General features: G+C 42.7%; 18 protein-coding genes. 8 read left to right on the top strand and 10 right to left on the bottom strand.

Translation table 11 applies throughout. From position 1 onward, the window contains the following. Window positions 1-13: 13 nt before the first annotated feature. From GVT53_RS20320 to GVT53_RS20285, 8 genes are all read right to left on the bottom strand, one after another. Window positions 14-724: a sulfite exporter TauE/SafE family protein gene (locus tag GVT53_RS20320; RefSeq protein WP_166250266.1), complete on the bottom strand. Its 711-nt coding sequence runs from the start codon at window positions 722-724 to the stop codon at window positions 14-16. Window positions 725-726: 2 nt separating this feature from the next. After that, window positions 727-1,173 carry a FixH family protein gene (locus GVT53_RS20315; RefSeq protein WP_166250265.1) on the bottom strand — a complete coding sequence of 149 codons (447 nt, stop codon included), beginning with the start codon at window positions 1,171-1,173 and terminating at the stop codon, window positions 727-729. A gap of 11 nt (window positions 1,174-1,184) precedes the next feature. Next, window positions 1,185-2,594: a cytochrome c oxidase accessory protein CcoG gene (ccoG, locus tag GVT53_RS20310; RefSeq protein ID WP_166250264.1), complete on the bottom strand. Its 1,410-nt coding sequence runs from the start codon at window positions 2,592-2,594 to the stop codon at window positions 1,185-1,187. Between the two features lie 47 nt (window positions 2,595-2,641). Next, complete coding sequence (locus tag GVT53_RS20305) at window positions 2,642-3,616, bottom strand: cbb3-type cytochrome c oxidase N-terminal domain-containing protein (protein WP_166250263.1); 975 nt, start codon at window positions 3,614-3,616, stop codon at window positions 2,642-2,644. A 4-nt stretch (window positions 3,617-3,620) separates the two neighbouring features. Next, on the bottom strand, window positions 3,621-3,809 hold the full coding sequence (locus GVT53_RS20300) for a CcoQ/FixQ family Cbb3-type cytochrome c oxidase assembly chaperone (RefSeq protein ID WP_166250262.1): 189 nt from the start codon (window positions 3,807-3,809) through the stop codon (window positions 3,621-3,623). 92 nt (window positions 3,810-3,901) lie between these two features. After that, complete coding sequence (ccoN, locus tag GVT53_RS20295; protein WP_166250261.1) at window positions 3,902-6,088, bottom strand: cytochrome-c oxidase, cbb3-type subunit I; 2,187 nt, start codon at window positions 6,086-6,088, stop codon at window positions 3,902-3,904. A gap of 2 nt (window positions 6,089-6,090) precedes the next feature. After that, the gene (gene ccoS, locus GVT53_RS20290; protein WP_166250260.1) at window positions 6,091-6,300 is read right to left on the bottom strand and encodes a cbb3-type cytochrome oxidase assembly protein CcoS; all 210 of its coding nucleotides are present in this window, start codon (window positions 6,298-6,300) and stop codon (window positions 6,091-6,093) included. Window positions 6,301-6,359: 59 nt separating this feature from the next. Further along, a complete protein-coding gene (locus GVT53_RS20285) occupies window positions 6,360-8,744 on the bottom strand; it encodes a heavy metal translocating P-type ATPase (protein ID WP_166250259.1) in 2,385 nt (794 codons plus the stop codon). Window positions 8,745-8,862: 118 nt separating this feature from the next. Between GVT53_RS20285 and GVT53_RS20280 the strand changes: the two genes are divergently transcribed. From GVT53_RS20280 to GVT53_RS20270, 3 genes are all read left to right on the top strand, one after another. Then, entirely contained in the window at window positions 8,863-9,552 is a 690-nt protein-coding gene (locus GVT53_RS20280; RefSeq protein WP_166250258.1) for a Crp/Fnr family transcriptional regulator, read from the top strand. 81 nt (window positions 9,553-9,633) lie between these two features. Beyond that, the gene (locus tag GVT53_RS20275; RefSeq protein ID WP_166250257.1) at window positions 9,634-10,539 is read left to right on the top strand and encodes a universal stress protein; all 906 of its coding nucleotides are present in this window, start codon (window positions 9,634-9,636) and stop codon (window positions 10,537-10,539) included. 60 nt (window positions 10,540-10,599) lie between these two features. Next, a complete protein-coding gene (locus tag GVT53_RS20270) occupies window positions 10,600-11,535 on the top strand; it encodes a pyridoxal-phosphate dependent enzyme (RefSeq protein WP_166250256.1) in 936 nt (311 codons plus the stop codon). On the opposite strand, the gene GVT53_RS20265 is transcribed toward GVT53_RS20270, so the two are convergent. Continuing rightward, window positions 11,532-12,995, bottom strand: a complete 1,464-nt coding sequence (locus GVT53_RS20265; RefSeq protein ID WP_166250255.1) for a sensor histidine kinase — start codon at window positions 12,993-12,995, stop codon at window positions 11,532-11,534. The genes GVT53_RS20270 and GVT53_RS20265 overlap by 4 nt on opposite strands. 76 nt (window positions 12,996-13,071) lie before the next feature. Continuing rightward, the gene (locus tag GVT53_RS20260; protein WP_166250254.1) at window positions 13,072-13,461 is read right to left on the bottom strand and encodes a response regulator; all 390 of its coding nucleotides are present in this window, start codon (window positions 13,459-13,461) and stop codon (window positions 13,072-13,074) included. 499 nt (window positions 13,462-13,960) lie between these two features. Between GVT53_RS20260 and GVT53_RS20255 the strand changes: the two genes are divergently transcribed. The 5 genes from GVT53_RS20255 (at window position 13,961) to GVT53_RS20235 (ending at window position 19,004) form a co-directional block, all read left to right on the top strand. After that, window positions 13,961-14,656: a hypothetical protein gene (locus tag GVT53_RS20255; RefSeq protein ID WP_166250253.1), complete on the top strand. Its 696-nt coding sequence runs from the start codon at window positions 13,961-13,963 to the stop codon at window positions 14,654-14,656. A 36-nt stretch (window positions 14,657-14,692) separates the two neighbouring features. After that, window positions 14,693-15,394, top strand: coding sequence for a hypothetical protein (locus GVT53_RS20250; RefSeq protein WP_166250252.1), 702 nt, complete (start codon window positions 14,693-14,695; stop codon window positions 15,392-15,394). Window positions 15,395-15,413: 19 nt separating this feature from the next. Beyond that, a complete protein-coding gene (locus tag GVT53_RS20245; RefSeq protein ID WP_166250251.1) occupies window positions 15,414-16,355 on the top strand; it encodes a hypothetical protein in 942 nt (313 codons plus the stop codon). 2 nt (window positions 16,356-16,357) lie between these two features. Continuing rightward, a complete protein-coding gene (locus GVT53_RS20240) occupies window positions 16,358-17,488 on the top strand; it encodes a gliding motility-associated C-terminal domain-containing protein (RefSeq protein WP_166250250.1) in 1,131 nt (376 codons plus the stop codon). A 301-nt stretch (window positions 17,489-17,789) separates the two neighbouring features. Continuing rightward, entirely contained in the window at window positions 17,790-19,004 is a 1,215-nt protein-coding gene (locus GVT53_RS20235) for a site-specific integrase (protein ID WP_166250249.1), read from the top strand. The last annotated feature ends 71 nt before the right edge of the window (window positions 19,005-19,075 follow it).

Below are 19,075 nucleotides of genomic sequence, written 5' to 3'. Positions count from 1 at the left end.
TTGGATTAAATTTTTAGGGTTGATGGCATTCTATGGTTGCCGTAACTGAATTTGTTGGTGCTGGCTTAGGTGAAACGTAGGGTATTCCCAATCCCAGCCCCCTTATAATAAACAATATACCTATCATGACGACAAATACCGGTATCAATTTCTGTATTTTGGATTTAATCGATGTACTGAACATTCCTTTGGAGTAGACCACCAATGACATCAGTGGTACGGTTCCCAACCCAAAGATCATCATGTAAAATCCGCCCTCTAATGGATTGCCCATTGCAATGGCGCCCAAAAGTGCCATATACACGAGGCCACAGGGCAGAAATCCGTTCAAAAAGCCAATGGTCAAAAAAGTGTCGGGTGTCTTTTTCTTGAGTTCGGACCCCAATTTGGATTTCACCTTGCCAATAATCGAGTAAACCGGAGACAACAATTTATGTCCGTTCAAGTATTTTCCCGGCATCAATACCAAAATAATCATGAGAACTCCGATACCAATGGAAAGCTTCTGTTGGATGCCGAACAAGGACAATCCCTTGCCCAAAAGCCCAAATAAAACCCCAATGATCCCGTAGGCCAATAATCGCCCAAAATGATAAATGGACAATTGGGCCGTTTTTTTCACATTGTTCCGTTGGTCCAAAGGCAGCATAAAAGCGATCGGCCCGCACATGCCCAAGCAGTGCAAACTTCCCAAAAGTCCCAGAACCAAAGCAGAGGTCAACATGATCAGTACACCAGTTTTTCTTTATGCAAAAAGGAATTACCTTCGTATTCCCATGTTATGGAAATGTCCCAGCGACCGTCCACCAAGCGATTGTCAGGTATGAGCAAATGTGTATTGGACAAACTTATAGGAAAGTTAGCATCCAAGTGCTTGTTAGACGGTCTGTATAGGGACACTGTTCCACTTATTTTTTTTGGGTCAAAACGCTCGGGAAACTCAATCATCAAACCTTTATCTGTTTTTTCAACCTTTAGGTTTGCATTCATTTCCGTTGCCGTTTTTGATGCGTCTATCTCCTGCTGATAGGACAATTCTTTTTTATAATATTCTTCCGTTACCAGATCGTGATTGGCACTATCATCGGTACTCATCCTAACCACGAAGTACAAAATGAAGGTTATGAAACCTACAAATGCCAATACAACTCCTGTTCCCCAATTTATTTTCATCGCTGTCTTTTTTAATTATAACTCCTAGGTGCCAAAAACTGGGTCACCGTGGTCTCTACAAGTTTATCTCCACTATAAACCCCTATCTTTAATTTATCCTTGTCGCCGTTCAATGCCGAAGCATTTATTTCGATGAACAAGGTTCCCTCTGTCAATTCTTCTGCTGGAACCGTAAAGCTGTCTTGGGACACCATTTTGATTTCTCCTTTGTGCGACATCAGTTCAAAAGATACATTTTCGATATCCGTTGTGGTCTTGTTCACCAATTTATAGGTGTACACATTACTGATGATGTTGTTCTCTTTGCGCTCGTACAACTGCCCTGGCAAACGCAAAATGTTTGCCTCGATTTCGTTCCGCATAAACAACATTCCGACCAAAATACCGGTCAACACGATCAATATTGCGGTATATCCTTTCATACGCGGCGTAAACTTGAACTTTTCCTTTTTTGTGATTTCATCTTCACTGGCATATCTGATCAAACCTTTGGGTTTATCGATACTCTCCATAATATGATCGCACTCATCAATACAGGCTGTACAGTTCACGCACTCCAACTGGGTTCCGTTCCGGATGTCGATTCCGGTAGGGCAAACATTCACGCATTGGAGGCAATCAATGCAATCACCGTGTCCGAGGGCTTCCCTATCTTCATTTTTTCTAAACTTTTTACGTCCATTTTCACCTTCTCCCCGTTTGTGGTCGTAGGCCACCACAATGGATTTATTGTCCAAAAGCACCCCTTGCAATCTACCATAAGGGCATGCAATGATGCACACCTGCTCCCGAAACCATGCGAAAATGAAGTAGAATACCCCTGTAAAAATCAACAATGGGATCATAGTGCTCAAGTGCGCCATGGGACCATCGGTAATGTATGATAGAAGCTGGTCGCTTCCGACCAAGTATGCCAAGAACACATTGGCAATAAAAAAGGAGATGATGAAGAAAATTATCCACTTCAACACTCTTTTTCTGATTTTTTTGCCCGTCCACGGTGCTTTGGCCAAACGCATTTGGGCACCCCTGTCACCATCTATCCAATATTCGATACGGCGGAACACCATTTCCAAAAAAATGGTCTGCGGACACATCCATCCACAAAAAATACGGCCATAGGCCACCGTGAACAATGCAATGAAAATCACTCCGATGATCATGGATATCACCATAAGGTGAAAATCCTGTGGCCAAAATGGAACCCCAAATATATTGAAGCGCCTATCCAGCACATTGAAGAGCAAGAATTGATGCCCATTGATTTTGACAAAGGGAGCTGCAATCAAGAAGACCAGTAAAAAGTAGCTAACATACTTTCGGTAATCGTAGTACCTTCCACTAGGTTTCTTGGGAAAAACCCAATTCCGCTTTCCTTCTTTGGTGATCGTGCCTATGGAATCCCTAAAGTTCTCTTCCATCGCATTCTTTTTTTGGATAACTATTTTTTGCCCATGGTGCCAAAAGGCTAGTTCATGGCAACTTTTGTCGAGTCTGTGGTCTGCTCCATTTCTTCCGGAGCAGTTTCTTCCGTTTCAGGTTCGGTTCCATTGGTGTCTTCCGGAGCATCCGGGTCTACCCAGATTTCTCCTTCGGGTTCCTTTGGGTTGGCAGGTGTGGTGCCGCCCAAACTAATCACATAACTGGCCACCTGGGCCATTTCGGCCGGTTTTAAGGTTTGTTTCCATGCTACCATTCCTTTCCCGTCACGGCCACCTTCAGAAATTGTGGTAAAGACATTTTTGATGCCCCCACCCAATATCCAGTATTTATCGGTCAGGTTTGGACCAATTCCCCCACCTCCATCTTGGGAGTGGCAAACCACGCAATTGGTCTGGAAGATTTTTTCTCCCGCGGCCAAGTCGGATTCATCCGAAAGGAACTCCACGGTACTGGCATCGACCAAATCCTTGGCGGTTCTCTTATATTCTTCAATGGCTGCTTGCGCCGCTGCCATTTCTTGTTCATACTCCTGTGCTTGATCGTAATCCCCAATGACATGGAAACGCACCAAGTAGATCACCGAGAAAATTATGGTGCCATAAAAGAGGTATACCCACCAAGGCGGCAATACGTTGTCCAACTCACGGATACCATCATAATTATGGTCCAGTACAATTTCGCCCTCGCGCTCGATGGAGCGGCTCTTGGTCAATTTCTTCATGAGGTTTTTGGCCCATGTCCAGTCGTACTTTTTGCTTTTGGCCTCCAAGTAACGTTCCTTGCCTTCTTCTGAAAGCGTTTGGAACATAATGTTCTCAATAGAAGCTAAGATCAATTCTATGGCAATAAGGATCATCAGCACCAACAGCATAAAAAACTGTGTGATGGGATATTCAATGATTGCCGGTTTGTCCCCAGAGTCGATAAAGAATTCCATCAATCCGAAGATCAGAAAGAATAAAAAGGGGACTCGTATCCACCAAGGTGTTTTTGTGCTCATACTATTATAGTTTGTTTTGTTGATCATCGTTATCCAAAGGCAGTTCGGACATCTCCCTTATGTGCTCCTTGGTGGCGGTAAAAACCCACCAGAACAGCAATACGAAAAACACAAAGAAGATGAGCAGGGAAACCATGGGATAGTTGGCTATCCCCTCGATGGTTTCCATATGTTCTTTTACAAATTTCAACATGGTTATGTTAGATTTTAGATACAAGAATCAAGACTTGGAAGTCTATTTTAGTGGCGTCCTGGTTTTTGACTCTTGATTCATAATTTCATTTTCTATTTTTCAGCTGTATCAGTAATCTTAATATCGGTGCCCAATCGCTGTAGATAAGCTATCAAGGCCACGATTTCACGATCTCGCATTTGCACAAAATCCAATCCGTTTTCTTGGGCGTATTTCTTGTCCGCCTCATAGGTCCTTTCGAATTCTGGGTCTGTATAAAGGCTCTTCTCGATTTCCTCCGCCTGCTCTGCCATGGATTGCTGAGCATTGGCGATGTCCTCTTCGGTATAGGGAACCCCCAGTTGTACCATGGCTTCCATTTTGGCCTCGATATCGGTGCGATCGTGTTCATCGGTAACCAACCATTGGTAGGATGGCATGATGGAACCTGCCGAAGTACTTTGCGGATCGTACATATGGTTCAAGTGCCAGCTATCGGAGTACTTGCCTCCAACACGCAACAAGTCGGGACCTGTACGTTTACTGCCCCACAAAAATGGGTGGTCGTACACAAACTCTCCCGCCTTGGCGTATTCTCCGTAACGTTCCACTTCACTACGGAACGGACGTATCATTTGAGAGTGACAGCCTACACAGCCCTCTCTAATATAAAGATCTCGTCCTTCCAATTCCAATGGCGTATAAGGTTTGACACTTGTTATCGTCGGGATATTGGATTTCACCAAAATAGTAGGTACAATCTGGATGATACCACCGATCAAAATGGCCACAGTGGCCAAGATGGTCAACTGAACGGGTTTTCTTTCCAACCAGTTGTGGAAGGTTTCCCCGGCCACTCGTCTTTTGGCAACGCGTTCCAATGCGGGAGCTTCTGCCGCCTCATCCTCAACTTTGCTGCCGGACCTAATGGTCATTACCACATTGTAAAGCAATACGAACATCCCCAAGATGTACAGGGAACCTCCTATGGCCCTCATCCAGTACATTGGGATGATCTGGGTAACGGTTTCCAAGAAGTTACCATAAACCAAGGTACCATCTGGGTTGAATTCTTTCCACATCAAAGCTTGGGTAAACCCGGCTACGTACATCGGCAGGGCGTACAATACAATTCCCAGCGTCCCGATCCAGAAGTGGAAGTTCGCCAATCCTTTGGAGTGCAAATTTGTTTTGAACATTCGGGGCACCAACCAATAGATCATACCAAAGGTCAAGAATCCGTTCCATGCCAAGGCGCCTACGTGCACGTGGGCAATGATCCAGTCACTAAAGTGGGCAATGGCATTCACGTTTTTCAGGGAAAGCATTGGGCCTTCAAAGGTTGCCATACCATAACCGGTGATGGCCACCACCATAAATTTTAGTGTGACATCGGTACGGACCTTATCCCACACTCCACGAAGTGTCAACAATCCGTTGATCATACCACCCCAAGAAGGTGCTATCAGCATTATGGAGAATACCACCCCTAGGTTCTGTGCCCAATCAGGCAAGGATGAATACAACAAGTGGTGCGGACCTGCCCAGATGTAAATGAATATCAACGACCAGAAGTGGACGATGGACAGTCTATACGAATAAATGGGCCTGTTCGCCGCTTTGGGAACAAAGTAGTACATCAACCCCAAGAAAGGAGTCGTCAAGAAGAAGGCCACCGCATTATGGCCGTACCACCATTGTACCAAGGCATCCTGCACACCGGCATAAACCGAATAACTTTTTAATGCAGTTACCGGCAATTCCAAACTATTGAAGATGTGCAACACGGCTACGGTCACAAAGGTGGCCAGGTAGAACCAAATCGCTACATACAGGTGCCTTTGCCTTCTTTTTAAGATGGTACCGATCATGTTCCAACCAAAAATCACCCAAACCACTGCAATGGCCAAATCTATGGGCCATTCCAATTCTGCATATTCTTTGGATGTTGTGTATCCCAAGGGCAAGGTCAATGCTGCGGCGACAATGATCAATTGCCAGCCCCAGAAATTGATGTTGCTCAGCACATCGCTGAACATCCTGGCCTTGAGCAAACGCTGCAAGGAGTAATACACCCCTGCAAAAATGGCGTTCCCCACAAATGCAAAGATCACTGCATTGGTGTGCAATGGACGCAAGCGTCCAAAACTCAACCAAGAGATGCCCTCCGTAAGATTGGGGAATAAAAACATAAAGGCCAATAAAAGACCTACTGCCATACCCACCACGCCCCAAAGTATGGTAGCGTATAAGAACTTTTGTACGATTTTGTTATCGTAACGGAACTGTTGTATTTCCATATTTATTGGTTTGTACTTTTAGTTTGTTCGATTTCCTTTTTATTTAGGTTTGATTTATCCTTGTCCTTGACCACCTCATCTTCAAACAGCATTCTTACCGATGGGGTATAGGTATCATCGTATTGTCCGCTTTTTACCGAGAAAACAAAGGCTACAAAAAAGATTACGGCCACCGTTATGCTTATGGCCAACAACACATAAATAACACTCATACCTGCCTGAATTTAGGTGTAAAACTACTGTGATGGTATTCTTCAAAAAATGACATATATCAGCTTTCTTGATTTTTTAATTCTTTGCCCAAATAATTTGTCGCCACTGTGGTGAACACCACTATACTGATGGAACTCAATGGCATCAAAATGGCGGCAATGACCGGTTGCAACTGCCCCGTAACGGCGAAATACAGTCCCACTACATTGTAGCAGAGCGACAACAAAAAACTCATTTTAATGATGCGCATCGATTTTCTGGACAGCTTTATGAACCTTGGCAACATTCGCAATTTGCTCGCGTCCAAAATGCCATCACAAGCTGGTGAAAACACATTGATGTTCTCCGAAACGGCCAATCCCACATCGCCTTGTGCCAAAGCTCCGGCATCGTTCAATCCGTCGCCCACCATCAAAACCTTGTGTTTTTCTTGTAGGGTTTTGATATATTCCAACTTATCCTCTGGTTTTTGGTCGAATAGCATCTTCGTCTTTTCGGGAAGTACTTTTTGTAATTGGGCTTTTTCCCCATCGTTATCGCCCGAAAGAATACCCAACTCCAAATCTGTGGACAGTTCATCAAAAATTTGACTCATTCCGTCACGATAAGTGTTTTTGAACACAAACCGTCCCTTCACATCTTCATCGGCACTTACATAGACCGAAGTGTTCGTCAAAGTATTGGTTTTGCTTTCTCCCACATAAGATGCCGAACCCACTTTTATGGAGTGATGATTGTATTTTCCCTCGATACCTTTTCCGGTGTGTTCCTGAAACTCTTCCAAAGTCATTATCGCATTGGACTTTAAAATATCGTATAGAGATCGGCTCAACGGGTGGTTGGATGCCCTCAAAGTTGTTTTTAAAAGTGCAGTTTCCTCCTCCGTTAGTTCCATACCTTCGTAGTGGATGGTATCTTTGATATTGGTGGTGAGGGTTCCTGTTTTATCAAAAATTGCAGTGTCTATTTTTGCCAAACGTTCTATAACGTTGGTATTCTTCAAATAAAATTTATACTTCCCAAAAATGCGGAGCATATTGCCCAAGGTGAACGGTGCTGCCAAGGCAATGGCGCAGGGGCAGGCAATGATCAATACCGAGGTAAACACATTCATCGCCAAGCTGGCGTCAACAATGAGCCAAAAAAAAGTGGCCACCGTAGCGATGCTCAACACGGCGATGGTAAATCGTTTGCCAATGCTATCGGTAAGTGTCTGGAACTGACTTGCCTTGTCTTTCGAAAAAACGGAGTTGCCCCACAACTGGGTCAAATAACTTTGGGAAACTGATTTTAATACCTCCACTTCCAAAACTCCCGAGAGTTGCTTACCGCCCGCGAACAGTTTTTCTCCGGATTCTTTAAAAACCGCTTCGGATTCGCCGGTTACGAAACTGTAATCGATTTCGGCGCTTCCCTTAATTAATATACAATCCACAGGAATGATCTCGTGGCTGCGGATGAGCACCCTATCCCCTACTTCAATATTGTATATCTGGATATTCTCCTCTTCCCCATTTTTCTTCAGACGGGTCACGGCTATGGGGAAATACGATTTGTAATCCCGCTCAAACGATAGATAGGCATAGGTTTTCTGCTGAAAGAATTTCCCCAACAACAGAAAGAACACCAAGCCTGTAAGGCTATCAAAAAAACCAGAACCCAAATCAAAAATAATATCGACTGTACTTCGTAAAAAAAGGACCAAAATTCCTAATGCAATCGGCACATCAATGTTCAATAATTTGGAGCGGATGCCCTTGTAGGCCGACACAAAATAATCTTTAGAGGCATAAAACACCACGGGCAGGGAAAAGGCGAACATCAACCAACGAAAAACGTGTTTGTACTGGTCCAGCCAAAATTCCTCGACTTCAAAATACTCGGGGAAGGAGAACAGCATCACATTGCCAAAGGCAAAACCCGCGACGCCCAATTTATAGATCAAGGAACGGTCTACCCTTTTCTCTTTTTTGTTGTATTCCTCCAAAGAAATGTAGGGCTCGTATCCAATGCTGCCCAAAAGGAGAACTAGCGCTTTAAGAGAAAAATCTTCAGTTTTAAACGTTACTCTGATTGTTTTTTTAGGAAAATCTACCTGGGAAACTTTAATGGCCGAATGCAGCTTGTTCAAGTTTTCCAAAACCCAAATACAAGAACTGCAATGTATAGTTGGAATGCTCAGGCTGACCACCTGCACACCTTCTTCGTCGAACTCCACCAATCGCTCTACGATTTCTTGGTTGTCCAAAAAATCGTATTTCTGCCTAATGTCGTTGGGTGTGGTTCCTGCCTTGCCCTCTATTTCGTAGAACGTGGACAGGCCGTTCGATGTAAAAATTTCATAAACGGTCTTGCAACCATTGCAACAAAAATCCTTATCATCAAACTGAATGCTGCGGCTACCGCACTCGTCCCCACAATGATAACATGTCGAGTCTACCATTTCACATTTGCTTTACCTGATGCAAAATTGTAATACTCTTCTTCCTAAAAACATGATATTTATCAGTAAATTGTAAATGTTTAACCCTTAAGTTTGTCACTCAGGTAAACCGATCACTATGGAAAGCAGGTGTGAAAATTGTATCATCAGGCAGTTTAACTCTCTTCGTGCCATGAGCAAAGAGGAGCTAAAAAAAGTTTCTGATACCAAAACCACAAAAACCATTAAAAAAGGGGAGCCCCTTTTTGAGGAAGGTGAAAAACTCAATGGTGTCTATTGTGTTCGCAACGGGGTTTCCAAACTTTCCAAGTTAAGTGCCAACGGCAAGGATCAAATCGTGAAATTGGCCAGCAAGGGTGAGGTACTTGGCCAACGCTCAGTGATTTCGGAGGAGAGCACCAACCTTTCTGCCATCGCGGTAAGCGATATGGAGGTCTGTTTTATTCCAAAAGAAAGCATCAATACTACGCTTCAAAAAAACCCAAATTTTACTTTGGAGGTATTGCGCCACATGGCCCATGACCTTAAGGAGGCAGATGATGTTATCGTAAACATTTCCCAAAAAACGGTAAAACAGCGAATGGCGGAGGCCTTCCTGTACCTTAAAAATAATTTTGGCGAAGACTCCGATGGGTTTTTGGCGCTTACGCTTTCCAGGGAAGATATTTCCAATGTAGTGGGAACCGCAACCGAATCGGCCATTAGAATCATTTCTGAATTTAAGAGGAAAGGTTTGATCCATACTTCCGGTAAAAAAATCGGCATTAAGGACGAGCGCAAACTGCTTGAAATGGTAGAGGGTTTTTAGGCCGTTTTCCCAAACCTGATATTTGTCATAGTATCCCCTGGCCCATAGGTCTAATTTTATCGCATCGTAAATTTTAGTCCGATGCAAAAGATATTGATACCTACGGATTTTTCGGAAAATGCATGGAACGCCATTGACTATGCCATGCAGTTGTTCCGCAACAAGCGTTGTGCCTTTTACTTGTTGAACACCTATACCCCGGTAATACCGAGCAGCCGCTTTATGGCCAAAATGATCGATGGAGTCCGCATAGTTGATGCCGTCAGGGAAAATTCTGAAAGAGGGTTGAACAAAACGGTGGATAAGATCAAGGCCAAATATGGAAATCCCAATCATAGTTTCGAGACCATTTCTTCCTTTAACCTATTGGTGGAAGAGGTGAAGGATATTGTGGATACCTTTGGCATCCATTTGGTAATCACGGGAACCAAAGGAGCTTCGGGCGTAGATGAAGTGTTTATGGGCAGCAATACGGTAAGGATCATTAAATCGACCAAAAAGTGCCCCATATTGGCCATTCCATATCATTTTGATTATATGACACCAACGGAAATTGCATTTGCCACGGATTTTAATCGCTTCTATACCACTTCAGAATTGGAACCCATTTTGGAAATGGCCAAAATGTTCAATGCCACTGTTCGCATCGTTCATGTGCAATATGGCATAAAAGCGTTGACGGAACTTCAACAATTCAACCTGAACATGCTACGCCGATACCTGAACGGTGTGGAACATTACGTGCACACGGTTTCCGAGCTCAATTCGGTTTCGCACACTTTGGAAAGATTTTCCAAGGAACTGGGCATTCATTTGTTGGCCATGCTGAACTATCAGCACAGCTACATGGAAAAAATGACCCGGGAACCTATCATTAAAAGAACGGCGTTCCACACACAAATCCCGCTTTTGGTCATCCCCGAATTAGGCATGGAGGGTGTTTCTGCCAAGGTAAAAGAAGAGGAAAAGGCAAGGTCGTACAATTAAGGTTGCATTAGTATCTTTACAACGAGTTTTAATTCCACAAACCCGTTTTATAGGCAACCTATGGACAAACAACAATTAATTGATTGCCACGAGCGGATAAAACCTTTTATCCACAACACTCCTGTTCTTACTTCACGACTTATCGACGAGATGATCGGGGCCAATCTTTTTTTTAAGTGTGAAAACTTCCAGCGAATGGGCGCCTTTAAGATGCGCGGGGCCGCCAACGCCATAATGCAACTTTCGAACGAACAAAAGGAGCATGGTGTGGTAACGCATTCGTCTGGGAACTTTGCACAGGCGCTATCACTTTCCGCAAAAAGCTTGGGGGTCAAGGCCTATATTGTGATGCCCGATTCCGCTCCCCAGGTAAAAAAAGATGCCGTAAAAGGGTATGGTGGAATTTTGGTGGAATGCGAGTCCAATTTGAACGCAAGGGAACAGGCATCTAAAAAAATCGTACAAGAACACGGAGCTACTTTTATCCATCCCTCAAATGATGATCAAGTGATTTTAGGGCAGGGAACCGCTTGCAAGGAACTGTTGGAGCTTCAACCGGATTTGGATTATGTTGTGACGCCCGTTGGCGGTGGTGGGTTGATTGCCGGTTCTGCGCTATCCGCCCATTACTTTGGAAACAATTGCAAGACCATTGGCGGCGAACCTTTTGAGGTGGACGATGCCTACAGGTCGCTAAAAAGTGGAAAAATCGAAACCAATTCTTCTACCAATACCATTGCCGATGGCCTAAAAACCCAACTGGGCGACAGAAACTTCCCTATCATTCAAAAACATGTGGAAGAAATTGTCAGGGTAACAGAGGAAGAAATTGTTTCGGCAATGCGGGTTATCTGGGAACGACTAAAAATTGTATGTGAGCCATCCAGTGCAGTGGCTTTGGCTGCTTTGTTAAAAAAGAAAGAAGAACTAGAGAATAAAAAAATAGGCATCATTATCTCCGGTGGAAATGTAGATGTGGGCAAATTGCCTTTTTAGGTTTTGGTGGTGTTGGGGAAGGTAATGGTAAAGGTGCTCCCTAAACCTTTTTCACTTTCCACTTCAATTTTACCATCCATTGCCTCTACTTGGGTCTTAACCAAATACAGTCCAAAACCTTTTCCTTCGGTGGCACCGCTCAACCTGCCGTACATGTCAAAAATTTTTCGCTCTTTTTCGGGTGTAAGTTCCATACCGATCCCATTGTCGGTAAACTTTATTGAAATCGCATCAACAGTTTCTTCAGTTTTTATGCTGATGATGGCCGGAACATCTTCTTTAGCGTAGTTAATGGCATTTAAAATAAGATTGTAAAAAATATTCACTACGTAGCTCTTAGCTCCAAAAACCAAATCCACTTTAGTAAAATCTGTATTGATTGTGGCCTTGTATTTTGAGATTTCATCCGCCAATAGGCCATCGATATCCTTCATCACATCTTTTAAATACACTTCCCTGAACTTTTCCTTATCGGCAGATTTTAATGATAAGGAGAGGTGGAGATCTTTAATGGTTTGATCAAGTGCCTCGGTGGTATGTTCTATCTTTTTGACAATGTCATCGTTCATCTCGTCCTTGCCCCACTCATAAATTCTGGACAGCATAAGAACGTTTGATATGGGTCCACGGAGGTTATGCGATATAATACGGACAAAGTTCTGAAGCTCGTGGTTTTGCTCCATGATCTGTTGATTGGACAAAATATCCTTGGTCACATCCTGGGTAGTCCCCGACATTCGGAAGGGCTTTCCATGTTCATCGTAATAGGCTCTCCCTTTTTGGTGGACGTACCTTATTTTTCCATCGGCCAATACGATCCTGTGGATAATATCGTGCATCCTGTTCTCTGCAATGCTGAGCTCCACATCGTTTTTATAAAGATCACGGTCATCTGGATGTATGGCATTCAACAGGGCCTCAAAGGTGGCTTCAAACTTGTCCGGGGCCTTCTCAAAAATGCGGAAAAGCTGGTTGGACCAAATAATTTTATCCTCTTTCATATCCCAGCTCCAATGACCCACATTGGCCACTTCTTGAGCTTCACGGTATTTCCTTTCACTCTCCAGTATGCGGTGGTTGTTGTCCACTTCCTGCGATATGTCCTTTTGCCAAATACAGCACCCTACGACCTCCCCGGAGCTGTTCATAAAAGGCTGGAAAGAAAACTCGTGCACCACCACGCTTCCGTTGCTTTCAAAAGTGTGTTTTGAAGTTGTTGCGTAACGATCGAGTGCACGCTGGCATCCACGGTCACATGGATTAAAAAAACGTCCGGAAGCGTAAATTTCTTTCAGGTCAATACCGCTGACGATGTTGTCAAATCCAAGTTTTTCAACGAGAGCCTTGAACGATGAATTGAAAGCGGTCAATTTATAATCAACATCCATTGCCCATACGACATCGTTTCTGTCGTCAACAATTTCAATTTTGTTATGAATTAAACCCTGTTGTTTTTTCACTGATCAGAATCTTGGTAAAATTGAAGCTAACGGACTTTTTTCCTGGCCCAAAGAACAACCTTATTTTTCGGAGCGCTTACTTATTTGCACTTTGGAGATAATCCTCCAAATGTTCTATGCGCAAAGGTTTGGTGATAAACTCCTTTACATACTTCTCGTATTTTTTGGCCTCTTCTTTGTCCGAATCCGATTCGGAGGAGGTCACCAACAGGACCTCATTGGATTGTGGAAAATCTTCGAGCATCATAAATTCCAAAAATTCAAATCCGCTCATTTCCGGCATATTTATATCCAGTAAAATAAGTGTTTTTACCTTTGGGTCGTCCCTATACCTTAGGTCGTCTAGGGCCAGTTCTGGATTAGTAAAACTTTTAACCCTATCTTCCATACCCATTCTTCTGAAGTGAATAGCGTTCACGGTATTCACTAGGTCTTCGTCATCGACCAAGTATATTTCCTTGTACATAGCTTTTGGCCTATTTAGTTTAGTTGCAGTTTGGTTTACTGTAAAAAAAATTGACAAATATCAATATTTTACAATGATTAAACTTCAATTATAATGTTTTATTGTAAAAAAAATTGAACTCCGCCAAACGATAAACAATGAATTTTACCATACCCTAAAATTTAGTTGGAGTCTATGTAATCCCAAACATCTGATTGTCTTAAATTTACAATTATTCTTCTATTTAACAAAAACCCCAAATTGTTTTATACACCTATTTTTAATGATTTTCTCGAATTAGCTTGAGTTTATCCTTTCCTATATTTTAAAAATCTGAGTTCAAACAATCAAAACTTGACTCCTTGTTATTGAGGTAAAAGCCTCTCTTTAAAAACCTTAAAACACTATATTTTAGATATTTATCAACTATTTTAACTCAATACACAACAAAAAAAACCTTTGTGCCCAAACTTTTTCTATTTTCATGTATGTAATATTTTACTTACATATTTTGTAAATAGTGAAGTTCATTTATACCATTATATTGACTGCTTTTCTTTTGGTAGCCCTAAAGGGCAATGCCCAGGTCAAGATTGGGGATAACCTACAATTGATCGACGCATCATCCCTTTTGGAACTGGAAAGCAGCTCTCGTGTATTTGTACTCACAAGAGTCACGGAAAATCAAATGAACGCCATAACCCCATTAAATGGCGCATTGGTCTATAATACGGATGCACAATGCATATTTATGTATTCAGGTGACTCATGGAGAAATCTATGTAGAAACAATGGCTACATAAACGCACTGGGAAACAATGGGCTTTCGGTAGTCAATGGAAATACCGTACAATTGGGCGGGTCACTTGTACGGCCTACCACTATACAGACCGATGCCATCAACACCTTGACCATTACCGGTCTTGAAGAAAACAATGATCTTTCAAACGCAACAATGGTCGTCTTGGACGACACAGGAGCGCTTACCAAAACTCCTTTGGATGCTTTGGTCCAAAAGCAAGAGAGTGTAATAGCTGCATCGGAAGGCCAAAACCAGTTCACTACCCCACAAACCATTACGGACACCGACAAGATAGATGTTTACAGGAACGGTATAAAAATTGGTTTTTCGGCCATAGGACCCAATCTAATAGAGCTTCAACCAGATGTTATCTGCTTTGCCAACGATGAAATCCGGATAGTACAAATTCAATAATCAGCATAAATCGCACATTAATTAAATACTTTTTACATGAAAACTTCAATCATTTTTAAAACCATGAATTTTGCGTTCCTTGTTGCAGGAATGCTTTCCATTGGGACGATGAGTGCCCAACAAACGAGCGGAGATGTCACCAAGGCATCCGATATTGTGCCTGGAACCACAACTACGGGAGGAGCCATACGGGTTATCGATAATAGAGGTACCATTAAGTATATCCAAACCCAGAATGGGGTTACCATGCTCTCCAACACCACCGACGATGTTACGACCACAACCCTTCAATTGGGCGGCACATTGACCAACGACACCTTTATCGACGTAGATGGAAACGTATTTGGTTTGGATGGCATTGAGTTGATCTCTACCGAAACACCCTCTACCGACGCCACCACGGCATCCGACCATGGGACAGGAACCGGTTACACCATTCTTGTACGCGACGAAGCTACCGGTGCCGTAAAAAAACTTTTGGCAGCCGACCTTAGCTTGGTACAAAGCGGGCAAGAGAGTTTTACGGCAACTGCCGGACAAACCGCCTACCCTCTTACCGGAAGCCCGGAACTCCCCACATTCAGTCAAATTTGGGTGTATCGTAACGGTGTAAAGCTCATTGCCAATGTAGACTATACCATTGCAACTTCTACAGTGACCCTTGTGCCCGGAGGAACGGCTCCTAACGATTGGGCCATATACGCTGGGGACATTATTGAAGTACAATACGTAAAATAGAAATTATAATGCCCAGAGAATGTGCCTGCCTCGCTTAAAACATATTTTTTTAACGGTACTCCTCGTTGGGTCGGGCCAATTCATCGTTTCACAAGAAATAAGGGTAGTCGATAACAAAGGTACCACGGCCGTTGTGCGAAACACAACCGTTAGCACAGGAGCATTGCCGCCAACATCCCCTGTATTGAACGATATATGGTTCGACACCTCTGACAGCGAACACCAAATAGTGAACATATGGAACGGTTCCGCTTGGCAGGAAATCACCTTTACCGGCGCACCGGGTTCTATCTTTTTTGCAGCTTCCGATGGCACCCCGGAACAAGAAAACGACCAATTGTTCTGGGACGAAACCAATAATAGGCTGGGTGTTGGAACCCCGTCACCCGCACAATCCATAGATGTGAACGGGAGTGTGAGGGTGCGTACCATGGAACAAGCATCCCATTCCGATGTGATTCTGAAAGCCGATACCGATGGTGTTTTGCATATTTCCAAGGTAAACTACGGGGGCCGATGGACCAATACCAATACTTCAACAAACTTGAATGTCAACGACACTCAAGTACCCATTTTTGGATCAGTAGATTATGTGGACGATGGCACCAATTTATATCAAGTCAGTGGTAACACTTTGGTCGTAAAAGAGGCTGGACGCTACGATATCAGGGCCAATATTGCCTTGATCGGGATAGACGACAGTATTCTAAACTCCAACGAATTTGACACGAATGTCAATATCAGGATTGCCGTAAATGGCACAGCCGTTGGGGCATGGGGTGCAAACGGATTGATACGATTCGTAAATGGCCACAATCACTCCAGCGTACACAGCAGCGAAATACTGGAACTGGATGCCAACGATGTAATCTCAATATTGTCGTATAGAGAGGCCAATGCAGGGTCCGTTCGGATGGACGGCAGCGGCAACTCAAGTTTTACAATAAATAAACTGCGGTAGCCATGAAAACAATTTATGGCATCTTTTTATTATGGTTCCTGAACCTACCTGCCCAGGAAGGCACCCGAAACTTGGGAATGCTAAAGATACATGATCAGGGCGCCATCGGTTTTCATGGAAACCTAACCAATGATGGCATTTTTGATGACAATCAAGGTCTTGCCGGGTTTTACAGCTTGCAGTCCATCAGCTTAACTGGACTTTTCCCGCCCAGATTCATGGACTTGGAGTTCTTCACCGAAGAAGGATTACAATTGGAGGTTTCCCTCGAAGCAGAAAACAATATCAATTTTATTCAGGGTGACGTAAAGACACCAAGAACAGATGCCTTCGTGTCACTTCGCTTTTATGACGGTTCGTTTCACACAGGAACCACCAACATCAGTAAAGTAGATGGTTATGTTTCTGTAAAAAACAAACCGGAATTTATCTTCCCGGTGGGCGACGACCAACAATTGCGAGCACTAATTCTACAATCGGAATCCATCAACACAGCGGCCAATTGTGCCTATTTTTATTCAGACCCGGCTAATTTAACATCCATTGGCACCAATACCAGAGAAAATATGTTGATGCGAATAAGCCCTACGGAATTTTGGCGATTGGAAGGCACCGTGCCATCGACCATTCAAATTTCGTGGAACCAACGCAGCCGAATGCCGGCCATGGCCAACTCGGTTGATGAAATTACAGTGGTTGGATGGAGCAAAACCAATAATCGATGGGAAAATCTGGGAACTGGAGCGGTCGGAAACCTAACGGAAGGAGTGGCCTTCACCACTACATTTATTCCTGATGATTATGAAGCCATAACTTTTGGAACCTTAAATGCTCCTGAAGATATTCCTGATTTGGATAATTATCTGCTTACCCCGAATGGCGATGGCATCAACGATTTTTTAAACATTGATGAACTCGCACTTTCAAACGACAATTGGGTCCGAATCTATGACCGGAACGGAATGCTGGTTTTTGAAATGCACAATTACACCGATGAGTTCACCGGATATGCCAACAAGGGTGATGTTGTGATCAACCGAAACAACGGTCTGCCGCAAGGGGTATATTTTTATCTGGTTTCTTTGGATGACCTTGGCCTGGAGTATCAAGGGTATTTGTACTTGGCGAGATAAAATAAAAAAAGCTCCTCAGTGCTTGAAGAGCTTTTTGTGCGGGTGAAGGGAGTCGAACCCCCACGCCTTGCGGCACTAGATCCTAAGTCTGGTATATATTGCACTAATAAAACATAAATTTACTCATTTTCAATGGTTTATGTTTTCCATCATTTTATTTAAAGTCAATTAATATCAGTTGATTTCAACATTTGTTGTACCTATGTTGTACCCAAAAGTTCCAATAAAGTAGTATCTTTAGAGTGAGTTTTTGACAAAATGTTGTACCTGATTTGGCTTTCGTATCTAAACCAGGTTCAAAATGTCAACGAGTGCAAAAATAATTCTTCGCAAAAAGCCTAACGCAAAAGGGCTTTATCCGCTTGCAATTAGAATAACCAAAGACCGTCGTTCAACTTACAAACATATAGGCCATTATATTGAATTAGAGGATTGGGACTCTAAAAATCTAAAGGTAAAAAAATCGCATTCTGAAGCTGAAAGCCTGAACAATTTGATAGCTTTCAAACTATCCGAAGCCAGAAAAGGGCTTATTGCACTACAGACTGATAATAAAGCTGCTACTGCTCGACAAATCAAAAAAGAAATATATAAGCCAACTTCGAGCTTAACTTTTTTTGATTTTGCTGACGAGCATCTTGAAGCCTTAGAGGCTGAAAAGAAAATCAATCGCCACTCTACAGATTCAGCTTGGGTGAGTTATATAGAAAAGTATAGCTCTGGCCGGCATCTTACTTTCCAAGAAATTGATGAGCGATTTCTCAAAAAGTTCAAAATTCATTTAAAAGGTTCTTGTTCATTAACTGAAACCACAGCTATGAATGTGATGGTTTTAATAAGGTTATTGTTTAACAGAGCTATTCGCGACAAGGTTGTGAGTAAAGAAATATATCCCTTTGGCAAGGGCAAATTTAAAATCAAGTTTCCAGAAACCAACAAAACAGGGCTATCTGGTAAAGAGATAAAAGCTTTGGAAAATGTTTCTGAGCTTACTGATATGGAAAGGCATTCTTTGAACATTTGGTTGTTTAGCTTCTATTTTGCAGGAATGAGAGTTTCAGACGTCTTATTCATAAGGTGGTCCCAAATTTATGATGGGCGATTGCATTACAGGATGAGCAAGAACTCAAAGTTATTGTCCTTAAAGATTCCAGCTAAGGTTGAAAGAATATTATTGCAATATATTGATGACAAAGTAAATGATGATGATTTTGTCTTTCCAGAAATGAAAAAGGCAGACTTAACTGATGCGAAAGATATTTACCGCAAGAAAAAGGTAGCAAACAAAAAATTCAACGACCACCTAAAAAAAATTACGAAAAGAGCAAGCATTCAGAAAAAAGTAACGATGCATATTGCCAGACATTCCTTTGGCAATATTGCAGGCGATAGCATCCACCCGCTTATGCTTCAAAAATTATATCGACATAGCGATTTGAAAACCACGATCAACTACCAAGCAAATTTTATTCACAAAGATGCTGATGACGCTCTTGAAAGTGTAGTGAATTTTTAAAATAAACTGATTGATTGACCCTTAAAAATCTTCGGGTTGAATCTAATTATTAAAAATTATTTTAGGGTTAA

It is taken from the genome of Flagellimonas oceani (assembly GCF_011068285.1).
In the GTDB taxonomy this organism is placed as follows: domain Bacteria; phylum Bacteroidota; class Bacteroidia; order Flavobacteriales; family Flavobacteriaceae; genus Flagellimonas; species Flagellimonas oceani.
This window is presented reverse-complemented; position numbering and strand designations above follow the sequence as displayed.